The organism is Silvibacterium sp. (genome assembly GCF_047605705.1).
GTDB lineage: Bacteria > Acidobacteriota > Terriglobia > Terriglobales > Acidobacteriaceae > Silvibacterium.
Map to the genome: position 1 here is coordinate 1 of NZ_JASGFD010000057.1, position 16,631 is coordinate 16,631.

Annotated in this window: 12 protein-coding genes; 5 read left to right on the forward strand and 7 right to left on the reverse strand. The window is 59.4% G+C overall.

Features of this window, described 5'->3' with window-relative positions:
• Positions 1–180: 180 nt before the first annotated feature.
• Together gatC and gatA are read left to right on the forward strand one after the other, a co-directional pair.
• On the forward strand, positions 181–501 hold the full coding sequence (gene gatC / locus QM649_RS16885; protein WP_415200237.1) for an Asp-tRNA(Asn)/Glu-tRNA(Gln) amidotransferase subunit GatC: 321 nt from the start codon (positions 181–183) through the stop codon (positions 499–501).
• Between the two features lie 36 nt (positions 502–537).
• Positions 538–1,977, forward strand: coding sequence for an Asp-tRNA(Asn)/Glu-tRNA(Gln) amidotransferase subunit GatA (gatA, locus tag QM649_RS16890; RefSeq protein WP_415200238.1), 1,440 nt, complete (start codon positions 538–540; stop codon positions 1,975–1,977).
• A gap of 138 nt (positions 1,978–2,115) precedes the next feature.
• Here gatA and QM649_RS16895 read toward each other — a convergent pair whose 3' ends face one another.
• Positions 2,116–2,868: a metallophosphoesterase family protein gene (locus QM649_RS16895; protein WP_415200239.1), complete on the reverse strand. Its 753-nt coding sequence runs from the start codon at positions 2,866–2,868 to the stop codon at positions 2,116–2,118.
• Positions 2,869–2,967: 99 nt separating this feature from the next.
• Complete coding sequence (locus tag QM649_RS16900) at positions 2,968–3,957, reverse strand: ABC transporter ATP-binding protein (protein ID WP_415200240.1); 990 nt, start codon at positions 3,955–3,957, stop codon at positions 2,968–2,970.
• 49 nt (positions 3,958–4,006) lie between these two features.
• On the opposite strand from QM649_RS16900, the gene QM649_RS16905 reads away from it, so the two are divergent.
• Positions 4,007–5,611, forward strand: coding sequence for a hypothetical protein (locus QM649_RS16905; RefSeq protein ID WP_415200241.1), 1,605 nt, complete (start codon positions 4,007–4,009; stop codon positions 5,609–5,611).
• Between the two features lie 59 nt (positions 5,612–5,670).
• Here the strand turns inward: QM649_RS16905 and QM649_RS16910 are convergent, their stop codons facing one another.
• Positions 5,671–7,803 carry a TlpA family protein disulfide reductase gene (locus tag QM649_RS16910; protein ID WP_415200242.1) on the reverse strand — a complete coding sequence of 711 codons (2,133 nt, stop codon included), beginning with the start codon at positions 7,801–7,803 and terminating at the stop codon, positions 5,671–5,673.
• Between the two features lie 351 nt (positions 7,804–8,154).
• A complete protein-coding gene (locus QM649_RS16915; protein ID WP_415200243.1) occupies positions 8,155–8,616 on the reverse strand; it encodes an MGMT family protein in 462 nt (153 codons plus the stop codon).
• Between the two features lie 480 nt (positions 8,617–9,096).
• On the opposite strand from QM649_RS16915, the gene QM649_RS16920 reads away from it, so the two are divergent.
• Complete coding sequence (locus QM649_RS16920; RefSeq protein ID WP_415200244.1) at positions 9,097–9,612, forward strand: DUF4365 domain-containing protein; 516 nt, start codon at positions 9,097–9,099, stop codon at positions 9,610–9,612.
• On the forward strand, positions 9,609–10,754 hold the full coding sequence (locus QM649_RS16925; protein WP_415200245.1) for a hypothetical protein: 1,146 nt from the start codon (positions 9,609–9,611) through the stop codon (positions 10,752–10,754). Before QM649_RS16920 ends, QM649_RS16925 begins: the two co-directional genes overlap by 4 nt.
• A gap of 88 nt (positions 10,755–10,842) precedes the next feature.
• On the opposite strand, the gene QM649_RS16930 is transcribed toward QM649_RS16925, so the two are convergent.
• From QM649_RS16930 to QM649_RS16940, 3 genes are all read right to left on the reverse strand, one after another.
• A complete protein-coding gene (locus QM649_RS16930; protein ID WP_415200246.1) occupies positions 10,843–13,908 on the reverse strand; it encodes a type I restriction endonuclease subunit R in 3,066 nt (1,021 codons plus the stop codon).
• Positions 13,909–14,033: 125 nt separating this feature from the next.
• A complete protein-coding gene (locus QM649_RS16935) occupies positions 14,034–15,119 on the reverse strand; it encodes a Fic family protein (protein WP_415200247.1) in 1,086 nt (361 codons plus the stop codon).
• Positions 15,119–16,474 (reverse strand): restriction endonuclease subunit S, encoded by a 1,356-nt coding sequence (locus tag QM649_RS16940; protein WP_415200248.1) that lies wholly within the window; start codon positions 16,472–16,474, stop codon positions 15,119–15,121. Before QM649_RS16940 ends, QM649_RS16935 begins: the two co-directional genes overlap by 1 nt.
• Between the last annotated feature and the right edge of the window lie 157 nt (positions 16,475–16,631).

Genomic DNA, 16,631 nt, shown 5'->3' on the forward strand with positions numbered 1-16,631 from the left:
AGCGGACCGGGAGTCTTTTGTAACCGTGAGCGCGAGAATTGTTGGCGCGTTGTCCATAGCCTTCAGGCTGTACTCCGCTTCTTGAAAGGCTCTCCTATTCACAGAGGGATGCACGCTTCTGCTCCCCGGGATGGCAGCAATTTATAATTTTGCTGTCGAAGTTTTCCGCGAGGGAGTGAAATGACTGTGAAAGAACGAGTAGCCGGCGAAGAGGTCCGCAGGGTCGCAGACCTAGCCCATCTGCAGCTGACGCCGCAGGAAGAGCAGGCTATGCAGCATGATCTGAGCTCCATCCTCGATTACGTCGAGCAGCTCAACGAACTTGATACCGCAAATATCTCTCCCATGGCCCAGGTCGCCGAGGTTCTGCAGCCGGTTGCCGGGCAGGATGCGCTGCGTGCCGATCAGCCCCGCCCGTCCCTTGAGCGGGAGAATGTCATGAAAAGTGCGCCGGCATCCGACGGTGTGTTCTTCAAGGTTCCCAAGGTCATCGAGCGTTAAGCTCCCACCCCGCGTCACGCGAGGATCCCACTGTTTATGTCGAAGAATCTTGTAGAAGCTGGATTGCCGAAGATCTCCGAGGCTCTTGCGAGCCTCGCCGACCGTAGCGAGACCTCGGTCGCCCTCACCGAGCGCTGTCTTTCCGCCATCGATTCGCGGGACGGCGTGGTGAATGCCTATCTCTCCGTCGATCGTGAGGGCGCGCTGGCCCAGGCCCGCCGTGCCGATGCCGGAGAGGCCACCGGCCCGCTGGCCGGTATCCCGATTGGAATCAAGGATGTACTTGCTGTCGAGGGCCAGCCCGCCACTGCTGGTTCGAAGATCCTTGAGGGCTATCATCCGCCTTACACCGCGACCGCCGTCCGCCGCCTGCAGGACGCGGGCGCCGTGCTGCTCGGCAAGATCAACTGCGATGAGTTCGCGATGGGCTCGTCGAATGAAAATTCCGCTTATGGGCCGGTGCGCAATCCGCACGATACTGACCGCGTTCCCGGCGGCTCCAGCGGCGGCTCGGCTGCGGCGGTTGCCGCCGGTATGGCTCTCGCCACGCTCGGTACGGATACGGGCGGCTCCATCCGTCAGCCTGCGTCCTTCTGTGGTGTTGTCGGCCTGTTGCCGACATACGGCCGCGTCTCGCGCTACGGCCTCATCGCGTTCGCCTCGTCGCTCGACCGCATCGGTCCTTTCACCTCGTCGACGCGCGATGCCGCGCTGGTGCTGGGAGCCATCGCAGGACACGATCCTCTCGATGCGACCTCGTCCACAATTGCTGTGCCTGATTACACCCGTGATATTGACCGTGGTGTCAAAGGCCTGCGTCTCGGTGTGCCGTCCGAGTACTTCGCCGAGGGTCTCGACCCCGAAGTGCGCCGCCCGGTCGAAGAGACCATCGAGAAGCTGCGCGCCGCCGGTGCTGAGATTGTGCCCGTCTCGCTGCCGCATACCCGCTACGCGGTGCCGACCTACTACGTTATCGCTACCGCTGAGGCCAGTTCGAACCTCGCCCGCTTTGACGGCGTGCGCTACGGCTATCGCGCCTGCGATGCGAAGACCCTCTCCGACATGTACCGCCTCTCACGCGAGGGCGGCTTCGGGCCCGAGGTCAAGCGCCGCATCCTGCTCGGCACCTACGTGCTGAGCGCCGGATACTACGACGCCTACTACAAGAAGGCCCAGCAGGTTCGCCGTCTGCTTACCGACGACTTTCTCACCGCCTTCGGCCAGGTCGATGCGATCCTGACGCCCACCGCGCCCACTGCGGCGTTCAAGCTGGGCGAGAAGACCGATGACCCGATGGCGATGTACCTCGCCGATATCTACACGGTTACGGCAAGTCTTGCCGGCATCTGCGGCCTGTCGGTTCCCTGTGGAACCACCAGTGACAAGCTGCCCGTCGGCCTGCAGATCCTCGGCAAGCACTTCGACGAGAGCACCCTCTTCCGCGTCGGTCAGGCCGTCGAAAACTTACCTCGTTAACAATCTTCACGAGACTGAAACGCAAGAGGCCGCTGAGCGATCAGCGGCCTTTCGTTTCTCTTATGGGCACCGGCACGAAAAAGGTGCCCCATCCAAGCTTCGCTTGGGTGGGAAGTGCGAACCTCTTTATCTCGGCCTTTAGCGCCCCTCGCGCAGGCGGATCGCAAGCCGATCCGGCAGCCCGGCCGCGACGATGCGCGACTGTGCATGCTTCACGTCATAGGGCACGCGGCAGTAGGTCACTGTCATCTGCACGTTGTCGTAGATGGCAAACGCCGCGCGCCAGTCGCCATCGCGCGGCTGGCCCACCGATCCCGGATTGATAAGGTAACGCCCGCTCTCGCGCAGCGGCATCTCGAACTCCTCCGCCTTGTCCCGTGAGCCGTATTGCGGCGTCAGCCGGAACCACTCCTGACCGTTGGTGGCGAATCCGCCCTGCAGATGCGTGTGGCCGAAGAAATTGATCCGCGTCGTTGCCTCACTCAACGGGGCCCACGCATCGCGCACCGTGGTCACGTACTGGTCCTCGTCCAGCAGCGATCCGTGTGCGCAGCTTACCTGCGGTCCATCGGGCATGACCGGCCCGTGCGGCATTTCGCGCAGCCACTCCGTGTGCTCGGCCGAGAGCACAATCCGTGTCCAGCGGGCGGCGCGTCCGGCAATGGGATTGAAGTCCTCAATGCCCTCGAGCCCGCTGCAGGCGCGGTCGTGATTGCCACGCACGAAGATGCTGCCCAGCCCGCGTACACGGTCGATGACCTCATTCGGGTTCGCCCCGTAGCCGACAACATCACCGAGGTTCCACACCGCGTCATGCGCCGGAGCCGCGGCCAGTACCGCGTTCAATGCCTCGAGATTGGCGTGAATATCGGAAAGGATGAGTACGCGCATGGGTGGAACAGGGCCCGGAAATAGAGAGATGAAAAACGGAGATAAGACGGCCTCTCCCAATCTATTCCCATCTTCCGTGGAAGAAAAGTCCGCCTGCCCTTAACCGATCCGCGCGATGTGCCCGGCTTCGACCTCGCGCAGCGGCAGCGCTTCACTCTCCCGGCTGCGTGCCAGCGTTGCCAGCGGTTTGTGAACCTCGGTCTGCATCGTCGGAATCGCGCCCAGCAGCGCGCGCGTATAAGGATGCGCCGGACGTGCAAATACCGCCTCACGCGAGGCCTCTTCCAGCAGCAGCCCATGCCGCATCACCGCCACGCGATCGCTCACCTGGGAGACGACGGCGAGGTCATGCGAGATGAAGAGCATTGCAAGTCCGAAGCGCTCGCGCAGGCTCGCCAGCAGTTCGAGGATCTGTTTCTGCACCGTCACATCGAGAGCCGTCGTCGGCTCGTCGGCGATCAGCAGCCGTGGCCGGTTGGCGATGGCCATGGCGATCATGATGCGCTGCCGCTGGCCACCCGAGAACTGGTGCGGATAGTCCTGCACGCGTTTTGTGGGATCGGGCAGTGCGACCGCGGCCATCGATTCCAGCACCGCCTCGCGCACCTCGGCCCGTGATTGGCCGGGTTGATGCGTGCGGATGGCCTCGGCGATTTGCTCGCCCACCGGCATCACCGGATTCAGCGCCGTCATCGGCTCCTGGAAGATCATGGCAATCTCGCGTCCGCGCAGACGCCGCATCGGCTCTGCGCCCAGCCGCGCAAGGTCGACCGTGCCCGAGCGCTGGCTCGCGAAGCGGATCGAGCCCTCCGTCCGAGCACCCGGGGCAAGGAGTTGCATGATGGCCAGCGCCGTCACCGACTTGCCTGAGCCCGACTCGCCCACCAGCCCCAGCACTTCGCCTTCATTGAGCTGGAGCGAAAGTCCACGCACCGCCTCAGCCGCGCCGAAGCGTATCGTCAGCGAATCGATCTCGAGCAGAGAAGCCACGCATTCATAGTAACGAAGCGTGGCCGCGCGCGAGCACGGGAATCCGGATGGCCACGTCTCGATGTTGAGACGTGAGAGGCCGCGAGTCCCGGTGACCATGGAAAGCTTTTCGCTGGAGGCGCTTCTGCCTCTAAGCTGGAACAGGACCATGCCGCAGCTCAACTCTTCCACCCCCGCAGCCAGCACTTCTTCTTCGCGCTGGAGCCGTCCCGGCTTCCTGCTCGCGCTCTTTGCCGCGCTGCTCGCCTTCGTCGTGCAGTCGGGAGAGATTGGCACTGCCGACACCATGCATCGTCTGCAGTCCACGCACGCCTTCTGGACCTCGCAGCCGCCGGTCTTTCCCAACGAGTATCCGGAGTTCGGGATCCACGGCCGCAACGGCACGCTGCAGAGCTGGTATGGTATCGGCCAATCGCTGCTCATGCTGCCCGCGGACCTTGTCGGCACGGGCATCGCGCAGCTGCCGCTCCTGCGCGGCTACACGGATGACCCCAGCATTCGCAACATCGTCGTCAGCTATTCCACCAGCATGCTGCTCGCCGTGCTCACCGCGTTGTTATGCTTTCGCTTTCTCGTGCAGCTGCGCTTTTCGCCGCGGCAGGCCATGCTCGGCACGCTGGCCCTGATGCTGTGCACCACGCACCTGCACTATACGCAGAACCTGATGGAGAACAACTACATCTTTCTGCTCACGCTCGCCGGATTTTCCTGGCAGCTTGCATGGGTGGAGAGTGGCCGCAGCCGCGATCTGCTGATGGGCTCAGCCGCGCTCGGGCTCAATCTTCTTACGCGTCTCACCACTGGCCTCGATCTGCTCGCCTGCGGGCTCTTCGTGCTGCTGCTGCTCGCGCAGCATGGCGTTACGCGTGGATTCTTCTCACGTCTCTCTGCATACCTGAGTACCGCCGTTCCGGTCTATCTCTTCTTCGGCGTGCTTGATCGCCTCTACCAGTTCTACCGCTTCGGTTCCTTCGCTGGCACGTACATCGGCATTGTGGCTCGAGAGGCTCGCCAGCGCGATCCTGGCCTTCCTGCAGCCTACCCTTTCGAAAAGCCGTTTCATGAAGGCTTCTTCGGGCCGCTCTTCACGCCCGAGAAATCGATCTTCCTCTTCGATCCGCTGCTGATTCTCATGCTCGTGCTCGTCGTTTTTGGCTGGCGCCGCTTCGATCGCACCGTGCGCGCGTATCTCGTCGCTGGATTTGCGCTGCTGCTTGGCTACATGTGCTTCTATGCCCGCTACACCGTATGGAGCGGCGACTTCGCATGGGGAGATCGCTACGTCTCGACCGCCGTCGAGCTCGCCTCGTTACTTGCCGTGCCGCTGCTGCTGCGTTATCGGGCGGCGTTCGCGGGATGGATCTATCGTGCAGGGCAGGCCATCGTCGGCGCGAGCTTTCTCGTGCAGCTTGTGTCGCTCGCTTTCTGGCTGCCGCTCGAGATCTACCAGATGGAGACGCTCGGCCATCCTACCTTTGTCATCGCGCTGCGGATGAAGAACATCGCCGCCTTCGCGCTGGGAAAGATGCAGGCATTGGGCCTCAACACTCCGGCGATGGCGGAAGACCCGTGGGACTACGTACACATCACCACGTGGAACTTCCTGCCCTTCCTGCTCCGTCGCGTGGGTGCAGCTCCGCACTGGGTCGTGGACTGCGCCTTTGTAGTCTGGATCGCCGCGCTCGCATGCCTGGCCATAGTTCTCGTGCGGCTGCTGCGCTTTCCCGCGCTGGGGCACGAGAAGGCCTCTTAGCTGTCCTCTATTTGTCGCTGATTTGGTTACAGATTATGCCGGCAAGGTGGAGGCAGGCGCTACTGACCCGCTTCCACCTTGCCGATCTGGCCGAGCATATCCTTCTCAAACTCCGGATAGGTCTTCTCGTCGTCGTATCCGACCTTCATCCACTGCCAGTTACCGTGCTTATCGATGATCCACGTCTTCGGGATCACCTTCTGCGCTTCTTCGAATGAGGAGGCTGCCAGAACCGGGAAGGTATAGCCCTGCTTGCGCATGAACGGGAGCACCTGCCCAGGGTTCTCGTCGATGTTGAAGCTCATCACCACGAGATCCTTGCGGTCTTTTACCTTGTCGTAGAACTTCTGCAGCATCGCGTCCTGCAGGTGGCATGGTCCGCACCATGTTGCCCACGAAACAACGACGACAACCTTGCCCGCAAGCTCAGACTGACGCCACTGCCTGCCTGCGAAGTCGGACATTTCGAAAGATGGCATCTTCGCCGTAACCTTCTCCCAGTCGCCCTCTTTCGCCGCGGCCGTCTGCGTTGCCTTCTTTGTTTTCGCAGCGGGCTTGGCCGCCGCCGTTGTTGCCGCCTCGGGCTCCTGCGCATTGATGTTGTCGTTGGCAGGGGGCGTATTCCATGCAGTCCAAGCTGTCTCCGAGCCGCCCTGCTTCGTCCACAGCGTGTGGAACTCCGCCGTCAGGTTGTCCCGCAGCACGCCATGGGCATACTCGGGCTCGCTCATGCGATCGTCGAGCGCGATGCGGTAATACGCCAGCGCATCCTGCGGATGGTGGTCGAGCGCGGCCAGCCGTGCGCGGTTGGTCCAGTACTGCGTCAGGGCCTTCTTGTTATCCGGCGGAGGTTCCTCGATCACTGCGCGAAACTTCAGCGCCTCATCCGGCCTGTCCGCAAGGGCTGCTGCCTCAAGAATCAGCCCAAGCGTTTCGAGGTCGGTAGAGACCACATAGCGATGGAACGACTTCACCGTGTCCGCGTCGAGGCTCGTGCTCCAGGTCTCTTTGGTGTGGCCGCCGTTTTTGTATGTGGAGGTCTTCTTCAGCAGTGCAAGCGCCTTCTCCGGCTGCCATCCATGCGTGATGAGAAACTTCGCCGGATCGCTAGGAGCGGCGGAAAGGATGCCATATCCTCCGTACTCATCGATGGCCTGTTCGTATCGATCGACAGCGGCCACGCCATCGGCTTCCGACGTGTAGGGGTCATCCTGCACCGTGAAGTAGAACTCCGTTCGTTGCAGATACGCGTCGTCCGGATAGTTCTGCATCCATTGCTTCACCTGTTCAACTTTTGCGGCGTAATACGCCTTCCATGCAGCCTCATCCTTTTGCCCTTCGGGTTGTGGATGTGCCTTGTCCCATGCCTCCCGCTCAAGCCGCTCAGCCGGAGCCTGGTGCGGGAAGTCCTGCGCAGCCTTGAGCCGCATGGCCGTGAGCTCCTCGTTTGTCGCGCCGGCCTGCTCGTAGCCTGAGATCAGGAACAGCCTCCACTCGGCATCGCCATTGGGCACAGCTTTCTCCAGCCGCGCCAGGTCCTGCCTGATCTGCGCGCGCTCCGCATCGTGCTCGCTCGGCGGACGCGTGAGGAACTCGCGCTGCCACAGGATCTTGTAATCCTCGAGCCGCTTGGTGTCGCTCTCCTGCGCCAGATCGGCTCGCAGAGCGGCAGCGGTCTTCGCGACCAGAGGCAGATCCTTTCGCAGCTTGTAGCTCTCGGCCTGATTCGCATAATAGTTTTCTGCGGTCCACGCCGGGCAGAGCGCGTAAAAGCGCTCGAGGCTCTCTTTGAACTTTGCCTCGTCGGCATACGTTCCCCGCATGTAAAGCTCGCTCAGCTCATAGGAGGGCCAGGAAAAATCCGGCGCCTTTGTCCGCGCCGCTTCAAACAGCCGGATTGCCTCCGCCGAATCCTTATCCGCCTGCACTTTGCCAGCCATCATCAGCGCCATCGGGTCATCCGGATGCGCCTTGGCCTCATTTTCCCAGCGCTCTCGGTATGCATCGAAGACAGCTGTCGAATCGCGGTCCAGCTGTTGCGCCGAATTCCATTGCTCGCGATAGAGCAGGTATTCATGCGGGTATTTCGCGATCAGTGCGCCGAGCGCCTTCTGCCTGCGCGCATTGCGTTCGGTGAGGGTGAGCTTTGTCAGCTCATCCATGGAGAGTGTCGTCTCAAGGGCCGATCGCACCTCCGGGGCTTCGCAGCCATACCCGGATGTGGATGGAGACGATGGAGTCTGGCTGTACACACGGAAGCATCCAGACGCGAGAACGATGGAGAGAAGAAACGCTGGACTGCACATGACGGCTCACCTCGGAACGAAGATGGGGCACATCTGGCTCAGTCCGATGCCGTAGCGTCAGTGAGCCGCGCTCGCCGGATCCTGGAGATGTCTTATGACCGGGGTGCGGTCGCGCAACTCATTAGACCACGCACTGGAAGAAAGGTGATGCCGTTCGCTGACCTGCTGCCGCAGAGGCCTGTGGCACAGCGTAGTCCTTGCGCGTGCGAGAGCTGCGGAGCACTTAAGGAGGATCCCTTAGGAGTAGATCTCCCATGTGCGGAAGATGTGCTCGTACTGTTCCATGTCGACGCGCTCGCCCGTAAAGCGCACGCCTTCGGCGCGGAGCCGGGCCCGCTGTTCCATCTCTGCCGCGCCATGAAGTTTGACCTCGCCGCCGGCGCCCAGCACGCGATGCCAGGGGAGCTGGTCAGGCAGCTCGGTGCGCAGCAGCCGCGCCACGGCCCGATGATAGCGCGGATAGCCGGCCGCGGCTGCGACCTTGCCATAGGTGCTCACCTTGCCGGCGGGGATGGCGAAGATCATCTGGCGAAAGGCGTGATCGCGCAGCTCTTCCGGGCGCGAAGCATCGCGCAGCAGCCTGCGCTTGGCCTGCTGTATCGCCAGCTGGTCGAACGGAGCACGCGGCCGCTTCAGCCCTGAAGCCGCGTTACTCTTTGTCTGCTTGCTTGTCTTCGCCGCCGCCTTGCGAGTTGCCATGCGACCAGACTACTCCGCCAAAGCGGATTCGCGCAGCGCCCGGCAGCCAGAGACAGCTGTCTGGGGAGTTTCACCAGAACGGAGGCACAAAAAATGGTGGGCCCACCAGGACTTGAACCTGGAACCAACGGATTATGAGTCTCGGCCCAACTGCGTATGTCTATGAAAATAAAGAGAAGCCGAGCGTAACTGACGGCAGCTGTAAGTAGTTGAGGAGAATTAGTTTAGCGTAATTTTGCGGAGCCTGCCCGAGCTGATGGGTGTACCTCTGCTGTACCTCATCCGTGGACCGAGATGCATATCTGCCGGGGGGGTGCGCAATTCCCAGCATATTCTTCAACATGAAGCATCCGGAGCATTTGCTTAGAAGCGAAACTGCTGCCTGATCACCGGTTGCATACGCGCTACCCTCCTCACCAAGTATTGCTTTCGATTGACGCTCAATTAGAATTGAGTTGCGATTAGGCAAATAGACCGACCATGCCTCTGCCGAATAACGACCGCAAAGAAGAGCTCAGCTACGCGTACGTCCACACACTTGCGGCTCGGGCAGGTTTTAGTTGTGATCGCCCGAAGAGAGATCGTCAAAGTATGGACATCCTCATTCACTCAGAGGGCCCCGTCAGCGATGATTCTTTATTTAATGAAACTCAATTGGGCTTTCAACTGAAAGCTACAGCTGGCTTAATTCCGGCCGGCGACACAATTAGCTTTTCTTTGCCAATCAAGAACTACAACGATCTGCGGATGCGACAGATGGTTCCGAGATTGCTAGTTCTGTTTGTCATGCCTCAGGATGAAGCTCAGTGGCTACAGCACGAAGCAGGAGAGCATTTGCTGACAAGGAAGTGTGCCTATTATTTGAATCTCTATGGAGCACCCCCTGTAGACAATGACACCTCAAGGACTGTGCATATCCCTAGAACCAATGTGCTAACGATGGATGCCTTAAACGGCTTCATGGCACAAGCATCTCGGGGAGAGTTAAACCTATGACTAGTGCCATCGACCGTGAAACCCTAAAGCGGATCGGTCCCATCGCTCTGCAGCGCTATGCGGTAGCTCATGGTTGGGAACGCAAACAGCTCCCAGAACACTTTCAGATTGCCTTGTATCGCCGCCCAGAAAATCCCCGCAGTGAATTAGTGTTGCCGCAGTCTCAAGATTTTGGCGATTACTACGATCGCGTAGAAGACTTCATCATCAACTTGGCCGCCTTCGAGGGAGTCAGTGTTCGAAGCATTCTGAACACGGTACTCAATCCGCACACAGATACTTTGAGATTCGGCTATCAAGCGCCCGAGGCGAAGCTTGGATACGTCCCTTTTCTCACAGGTATCGGTCTGTTTGATGCGGCTCTACGTTCAATTTCGACGGCTACCTATGACGTTGTTCATCCAGAAAAGTTCCATCCTCGGATGAGCAATCCTACTGCGGAAGCCTACATCGAGTCTTGCCGCATGGGGCAAACGGAAGTCGGTAGCTTTGTAATATCGTGCATCTGCCCGGTTGAGCCGACGTCGCAGCTCCCGGTTATGGTCGATGGTGCCGGCTTGACAGAAGAAGAACCATCTTTTGGTCGGAAAGTAACTAGGCAGGTCATGAAGTCTGTGGCTCAGATTAGAGAATTTGTGCTGGCAGACCAAGTAGATCGCTTAGTTAACCCTGAACCCGGCGACATTACCATTAGTGGTAATTTCTTCGAATCCTTGATGGCATTCCCTGTTGAGAACGAAGATTCTTCACTGTATATCGAAGCAAAGTGGGATAAGGCTGTATCTCAACCGGACGCGCCTTCGCGGGCAGATATTCGTTACGACATGTTTGAGTCAATCGACGATGTTTCACGCCAATTGCGCCCGGCCAAGGTATCTCGCGAGGATCGATTCATCGCTAAAGTGGTTGCTCTGAAGGGCGACGTAAACCCTCAGGAGAGGATGGAAGGCGATGTGATTTTACTTCTGCTGCATATGGATGCGGGAGTCAAGGCCCGAATAACGCTCAGTGCGGACGACTATGCGATAGCAGGTCAGGCTCATATGTCGAATCGCTATGTTAGCGTGACGGGCATCTTTTCTCGATTCAGAAAGAGCAATGTAATTGAGCAATATACAAGTTTTGCATTGATGCCTGAATAAGCCATCGTGAGGGTGACTTAATCGAGGGACGAAACTGAACACCAGTAGTCTGACCGTTAGACCGGTTTGGACAGCAACGCAGTTCTGCTCAGAACGCTGAAGACCACGATAGCGAAAGCGATTCAGCCTGCTTCAACACGGTTTCCGTTGCCTCTTCCTGCCGATCCGGCGGGTATTTGTATTTCTTGAGAATTGTCTTCACCATCAGGCGAAGGCGAGCGCGAACCGATTCACGCAGGTACCAGTCTACGGAGTTGCTCTTGCGAAGACGGTCGGTGAGCTCACGCGCAATCTTCCGCAGTGTCTCGTCTCCGAGTTCGCGAACCGAAGCCTCATTTGCTGCCAGCGCATCGTAGAAAGCCAACTCGTCTCCGGACAACCCCAGCGACTCTCCGCGTTCGACAGCTTCCTGGAACTGCTTCGCCATCGCAATCAGTTCTTCGATTACCTGGGCGGTTTCGATACCTCGGTTGCGGTAGCGGATCAGGCTGCTCTGCAGCATCTCTGAGAACTTTTTGCTCTGGACTACGTTCGTGGCAAAGCGACTCTTGATATCCCCGCGCAGCAGCCTTTCCAGCAGCTCAACGGCCAGGTTCTTCTGCTTCATGGCGCGCACATCTTCGAGGAAGTCATCCGATAGGATGCCAACGTTCGGCTTCTTCAGACCGGCAGCAGAGAAGATGTCAATGACCTCGGACGACACAACGGCCTTCGAGATGATCTGGCGTAGCGCATGCTCGCGTGCCTCATCGTCGAGCTTTGAGCTGGGATCGCCCTTCGTCAGCACCGCGCGGATCGCCTGGAAGAACGCCAGCTCGTCCCGGTAGATCAGGGCCGCGTCCAGCGTGCAGCATAGAGCGAACGCCTGCGTCGCTGCCAGCACTGTATCTGCGAAGCGCTTCTTGCCGTCATCCAGTCCGAGGATGTGATCTGCAGCGTTCCGAATCAGCGGCAGCGCGTTTATCCGGAATGCGCTGTAGTCCACTTCGTGCAGCATTCCACGCGCTACTTCGATGTGCTCCTGCAGATTCTTAACGGCGTCTTCGGCAGGGATCGTCGGGCGGCCTTTACCCTCGCTCTGCGTGTACTCCAGCAGGGCTTCTTTCAGTTCGTTCGCGATGCCGATGTAGTCCACGATGAGTCCGCCTGGCTTATCGCGAAAGACGCGGTTCACGCGGGCGATGGCCTGCATGAGGTTCGCGCCCTTCATCGGCTTATCGACGTACATCGTTGCCAGGCATGGAGCATCGAAGCCCGTCAGCCACATATCCCGCACGATCACGATGCGGAAGGGATCGTCGGGATTCTTGAAACGCTTTTCCAGGGCCTTCTTCGTCGCCAGATTATGAATGTGCGGCCGCAGCTCCTCTCGGTCGGAAGCTGAGCCGGTCATCACGATTTTGATCGTGCCCTTTGACGGGTCAGGATCATGCCATTCCGGCTTCAACGCGACGATCTCTTTATAGAGCTGCGCGCATACCTCACGGCTCATGCAAACGATCATGGCCTTTCCGGCCATCACACTATTCAGCTCTTCATAGTGCTTCACAAGGTCCGCAGCCACCTTGCGTATACGAGGCTCCGCGCCAACGAGCTTTTCCAACGCTGCCCATTTCGTCTTCGTCCGCGCACGGGCAGCCTCTTCGTCGCCCTCGGTCAGCTCGTCCACCTCGTCGTCGATCAATGGTGTTTGCTCGGGATCGAGGTCGAGCTTCGCCAGTCGCGATTCGTAGTAGATCGGCACCGTCGCGCCGTCTTTCACCGCCTGCTCGATGTCGTAAATGGCTACATACTCGCCGAAGACTCGGCGCGTGTCTTTGTCCGCTTTGGCGATGGGGGTTCCGGTGAAGGCTACATACGTGGCATTCGGCAGCGCATCGCGCAGGTACTTCGCCATGCCATATTGCAGCGTGCCTTCTTTGTTGATGCGCGCCTTCATGCCGTACTGGCTGCGGTGTGCCTCGTCGCAGATGACCACGACATTCGAGCGCTCGGTCAGCACCGGAAAGCTATCCTCATCCTCGCCCGGAACAAACTTCTGAATAGTTGTGAAGACGATGCCACCCGATGGCCGATTGTTCAGGTGCTCGCGCAGCGATGTGCGCGAGTCGGCCTGCACCGGCTTCTCTCCCAGCACCTCATTTGCGGCAGTGAACGTCCCGTACAGCTGGCCGTCCAGATCATTTCTATCGGTCACCATCACCAGCGTGGGATTGTTCATCAGCCGGTGCGTCATCAGCTTGCCGGCGAGGCAGGTCATCTCCAGGCTCTTGCCCGCGCCCTGCGTATGCCACACCACTCCGCCCTTGCCGTCGCCGTCCTTGCCCGAGGCGATGAGGATCTGATCGACCGCCGCACGCACCGCGTGGAACTGGTGGTACGCCGCGATCAGCTTCGAGTTGCCGACCGTGTCGAAGACAATGAAGTGCCGCAGGTAGTCGAGCAGGTGCGCCTTCGTGAAGAGTCCACGGATCAGCGTCTCCAACTCGGAGAAGTGGCCGAGCGGGTCTTTGCTTGTGCCATCGATCGTGCGCCACGCGCCGAAGCGCTCCTTCGTCGCGGTCAGCGAGCCTAGCCGGGCATACACTCCGTCCGACGCGACCAGAAGCTCGTTCGAGCGAAAGAGTTCGGGAATCTCTGCTTTGTAGGTCTGGAGCTGGTTGAAGGCAGCCCACACATCGGCGTTTTCGGTCGCCGGGTTCTTCAGCTCGAAGACGGCGATGGGCAGGCCGTTCAGGAAAACGACCATGTCGGGCCGCCGCTCCTTCTGGCCCACCACGGTGAACTGGTTCACCACCAACCAGTCGTTCTTCTCCGGATCGTCGAAGTCCACCAGCCGGGCGCGGGTGCCCTTGGTTTCGCCGTCCTGCTGCCAGTACACCTGCACGCCCAGCGTCAGCATGCGGTGGAACTCGTGGTTTCCGGCGTACAGGCCGGGCGTGCTCGCGTTCATCACCACGCCGACCGCGTCTTCGATGGCCGCCGAAGGTAGCTCCGGGTTCAGGCGATGCAGCGATGAGCGCAGACGCTCTTCCAGCATCACCTGCTTATAGTTCTTGCGCTCGGGCGTCAGGCCGTCGGGAGCAATGTCCGGACCAGCGGCCACCTCGTAGCCGAGGTCCTCAAACCAGCCCAATGCTTCCATTTCCGCCATGTTTTCAGTCACTTGCCCCAAGCATGCCCCCAAAACTAACGTGTCGACACAATCGACACATCCCAAGAATATGTCGAAAAAAAGCAAAAAAATCGACATGTTTCAAAAACATGTCGACTGCATCATCATTTCCTCTCGCTCAGCACCTGCAGCAGACCGTGGTTGATGTAGTACATCTCCCGGCCCACCTTCACCGGCTCCAGAATCCCCATCGAGGCCAGTTTCTGCAGGTAGCCGGAGGCGGTCTGCCGCTTGGCGAGGCCCGCATCCTCCAGAAAGCGGATGCGGCAATACGGGTTGCTGTAGATCACCTCGATCAGGTCCTTGGTGTAAATCCCCGGCTGCTCCGCCTTCACTCGTTCCGTGGTCTCGGTCATCAGTTTCAGAATCTGGTTCACCAGCCCGCAGGTCTCTTTGGCGGTCTGCTCCACGGCCTTCAGCATAAAGAGCACCCACTCCTCCCACCTGGAATCCTCGGTCACACTCCGCAGTCCGTGGTAGTAGTCCGCCTTGTTGCGCAGGATGTAGTGGGACAGGTAGAGCACCGGCATATCCAGCAGCTTCTTCTCCACCAGGTACAGCACGTTCAGAATGCGCCCCGTACGGCCATTGCCATCGCTGAACGGGTGGATCGCCTCGAACTGGTAGTGCATCACCGCCAGCTTCACCAGCGGATCGATCTCGTCATCATCATGATGAATGAACGTCTCAAGGTTGCCGAGCTTGTCCCGGATCAATCCCTCGCCTTCCGGTGGTGTATAGATCACCTCGCCCCGACTGTTCTTGAGCGAGGTTCCCGGCACCTTGCGCACGTCCATCTGCACCTGCCGGATGATGCCGACGATCTCGATGGCCAGGTTCGCGCTCAGCGGACGCTTCGCAAGCTGCTCGAAGCCATACCATAGCGCCTCACGGTAGCGCAGAACCTCCTTGGTATGCGCATCGGTCACGCCGTCGCCGTTGGCGGCCGCGCGGTACAGCTCGTCGCTCGTGGTCACGATGTTTTCGATCTCGGATGAGAGGCGCGCTTCCTGCAGCACAATGCCGTTGATTAGAATGCGCGGGTTTGGCACCTTGGCGGCGATGCCGCGCAGGTCAGCTAGCGCCCGGGCAGAGGCGATGGTCTGCTTCAGGATGGCCTTGGTCTCCAGATCCTGCTTTGGCGGCAGCAAAGGCAGAGCGTTGTAAGGCTGGTCCCGGCGATGCGCCATTAGAGCACCTCCGCAAGCATGGCTTCGGCCTCCGGCACGCGCAGCTTGCCGGAGATGAGGCGTGGGAGAAGGGTGTCGCGAAGAGCGGAAAGCGTCTTCATGCGCGCGGCATTGGCAGTGATCGAATCGAACATCGGAGTTACCACTGCACCGAATGCTCGATACACAGTGTCATCGGCGATCACCATTCCAAACCGCTTCAACTGATCAGGAGGCACTCGCTGCCGCCCGCTTGTGCCTGTCATACTCTGCTCCGCAAAGCTACGGAAGCTTGTATCGCGGGCTAGGAGATAACCCAGAACGGGGGGCACCGGATCGATTGGTGCAAGCACAATCAACTCAGTGGATCCCCAGCCGACTTCATTCTGCTGCAGGAAGTCTACAAAGGCAGTTTTGCCATTCTCCAGGCACGGGGTGATCTTTGCGAGAAGGGTGTCACCATTTACGAACTTGCAACCCGATCCAAGCGGTCTATCTACGACATCTGAGATCGACGGACCGGCCGTGGGGACATTCGACATATCGAGGTAAGGTGCAGTTTCGCCTTTGCGAAGCGTGCGTGAGGGGTTGACTGCGACGATCTCGGAGAGCTGACCCAAATGCCATCCAAACGGAATGGGGCCGGGTTCGGAGTCTTGGAACTCGCTGGGGAAGAGGGCGGCGGTGGCGGTATCCATGCCCTCCGGCTCGCGTCCCTCCACCTTGGCCCTCACCGGATCGAAGTCCACAAACCACGACTTGAAGATCGCCCGCGCCATCGCCTCCAGCGCCTCGTTCGTTTTTTCTAGTACTTCAATTCGTGTGTCCAAAGCTCTTAGGACTGACACGATAAGTCGTTGTTCATTGAGGCTCGGAAGGGGCACCAAGAGCTTCCGAGCGGAGCCCACATTGAAATGCTGCTGGACCGCACCTACGAGGTGAGCCGCGATGTGATTCTTTGCTGCGCTGTTAACAAAATAGGCCAAGAAGTGTGGGTCGATTTTTTCACCACACCGGACAATCACAAGGTCTGAACAATTCGCGATCGGAAAGCTATCCGGGACCACCGCGCAAGCACCTGGCTTGCCTGTTCTAACAATAGCCACATCTCCGGGCGACAAAGCCGACTTCTTAAGCTGGCTATGAAATTCTTCCGAGATGAATTTCAGGTCCTGCCGCACGATCCGCAGAGGTTCGACATTCAGGGAACGAAAGAACGGGATGCCACTGTTCGCATAGAAATCCGCCATCGGCCCAACGTGGCCGACGGTGATTTCACGGGCTAGCTTTTCGAGAGGGATAAACTCCCACGCGGGCGGTTCGAGCCGCGTCAGATCCAAATCGACCGGATTTTCGAGAACTAACTCAGCCTGCATCGCTACCCCTTCCACTTCTATTCGGGCGCGTGGGGCTCAAATGCTTGGACTCCACCACTACTAGGTCGAAGTCACTGCTAGCCATCTCAACTGTCAAGCAATCCTTGACAGTTGCCGGGTACGGCCGAGGAGCAACTTGTAAGTAATCCTTACAGGT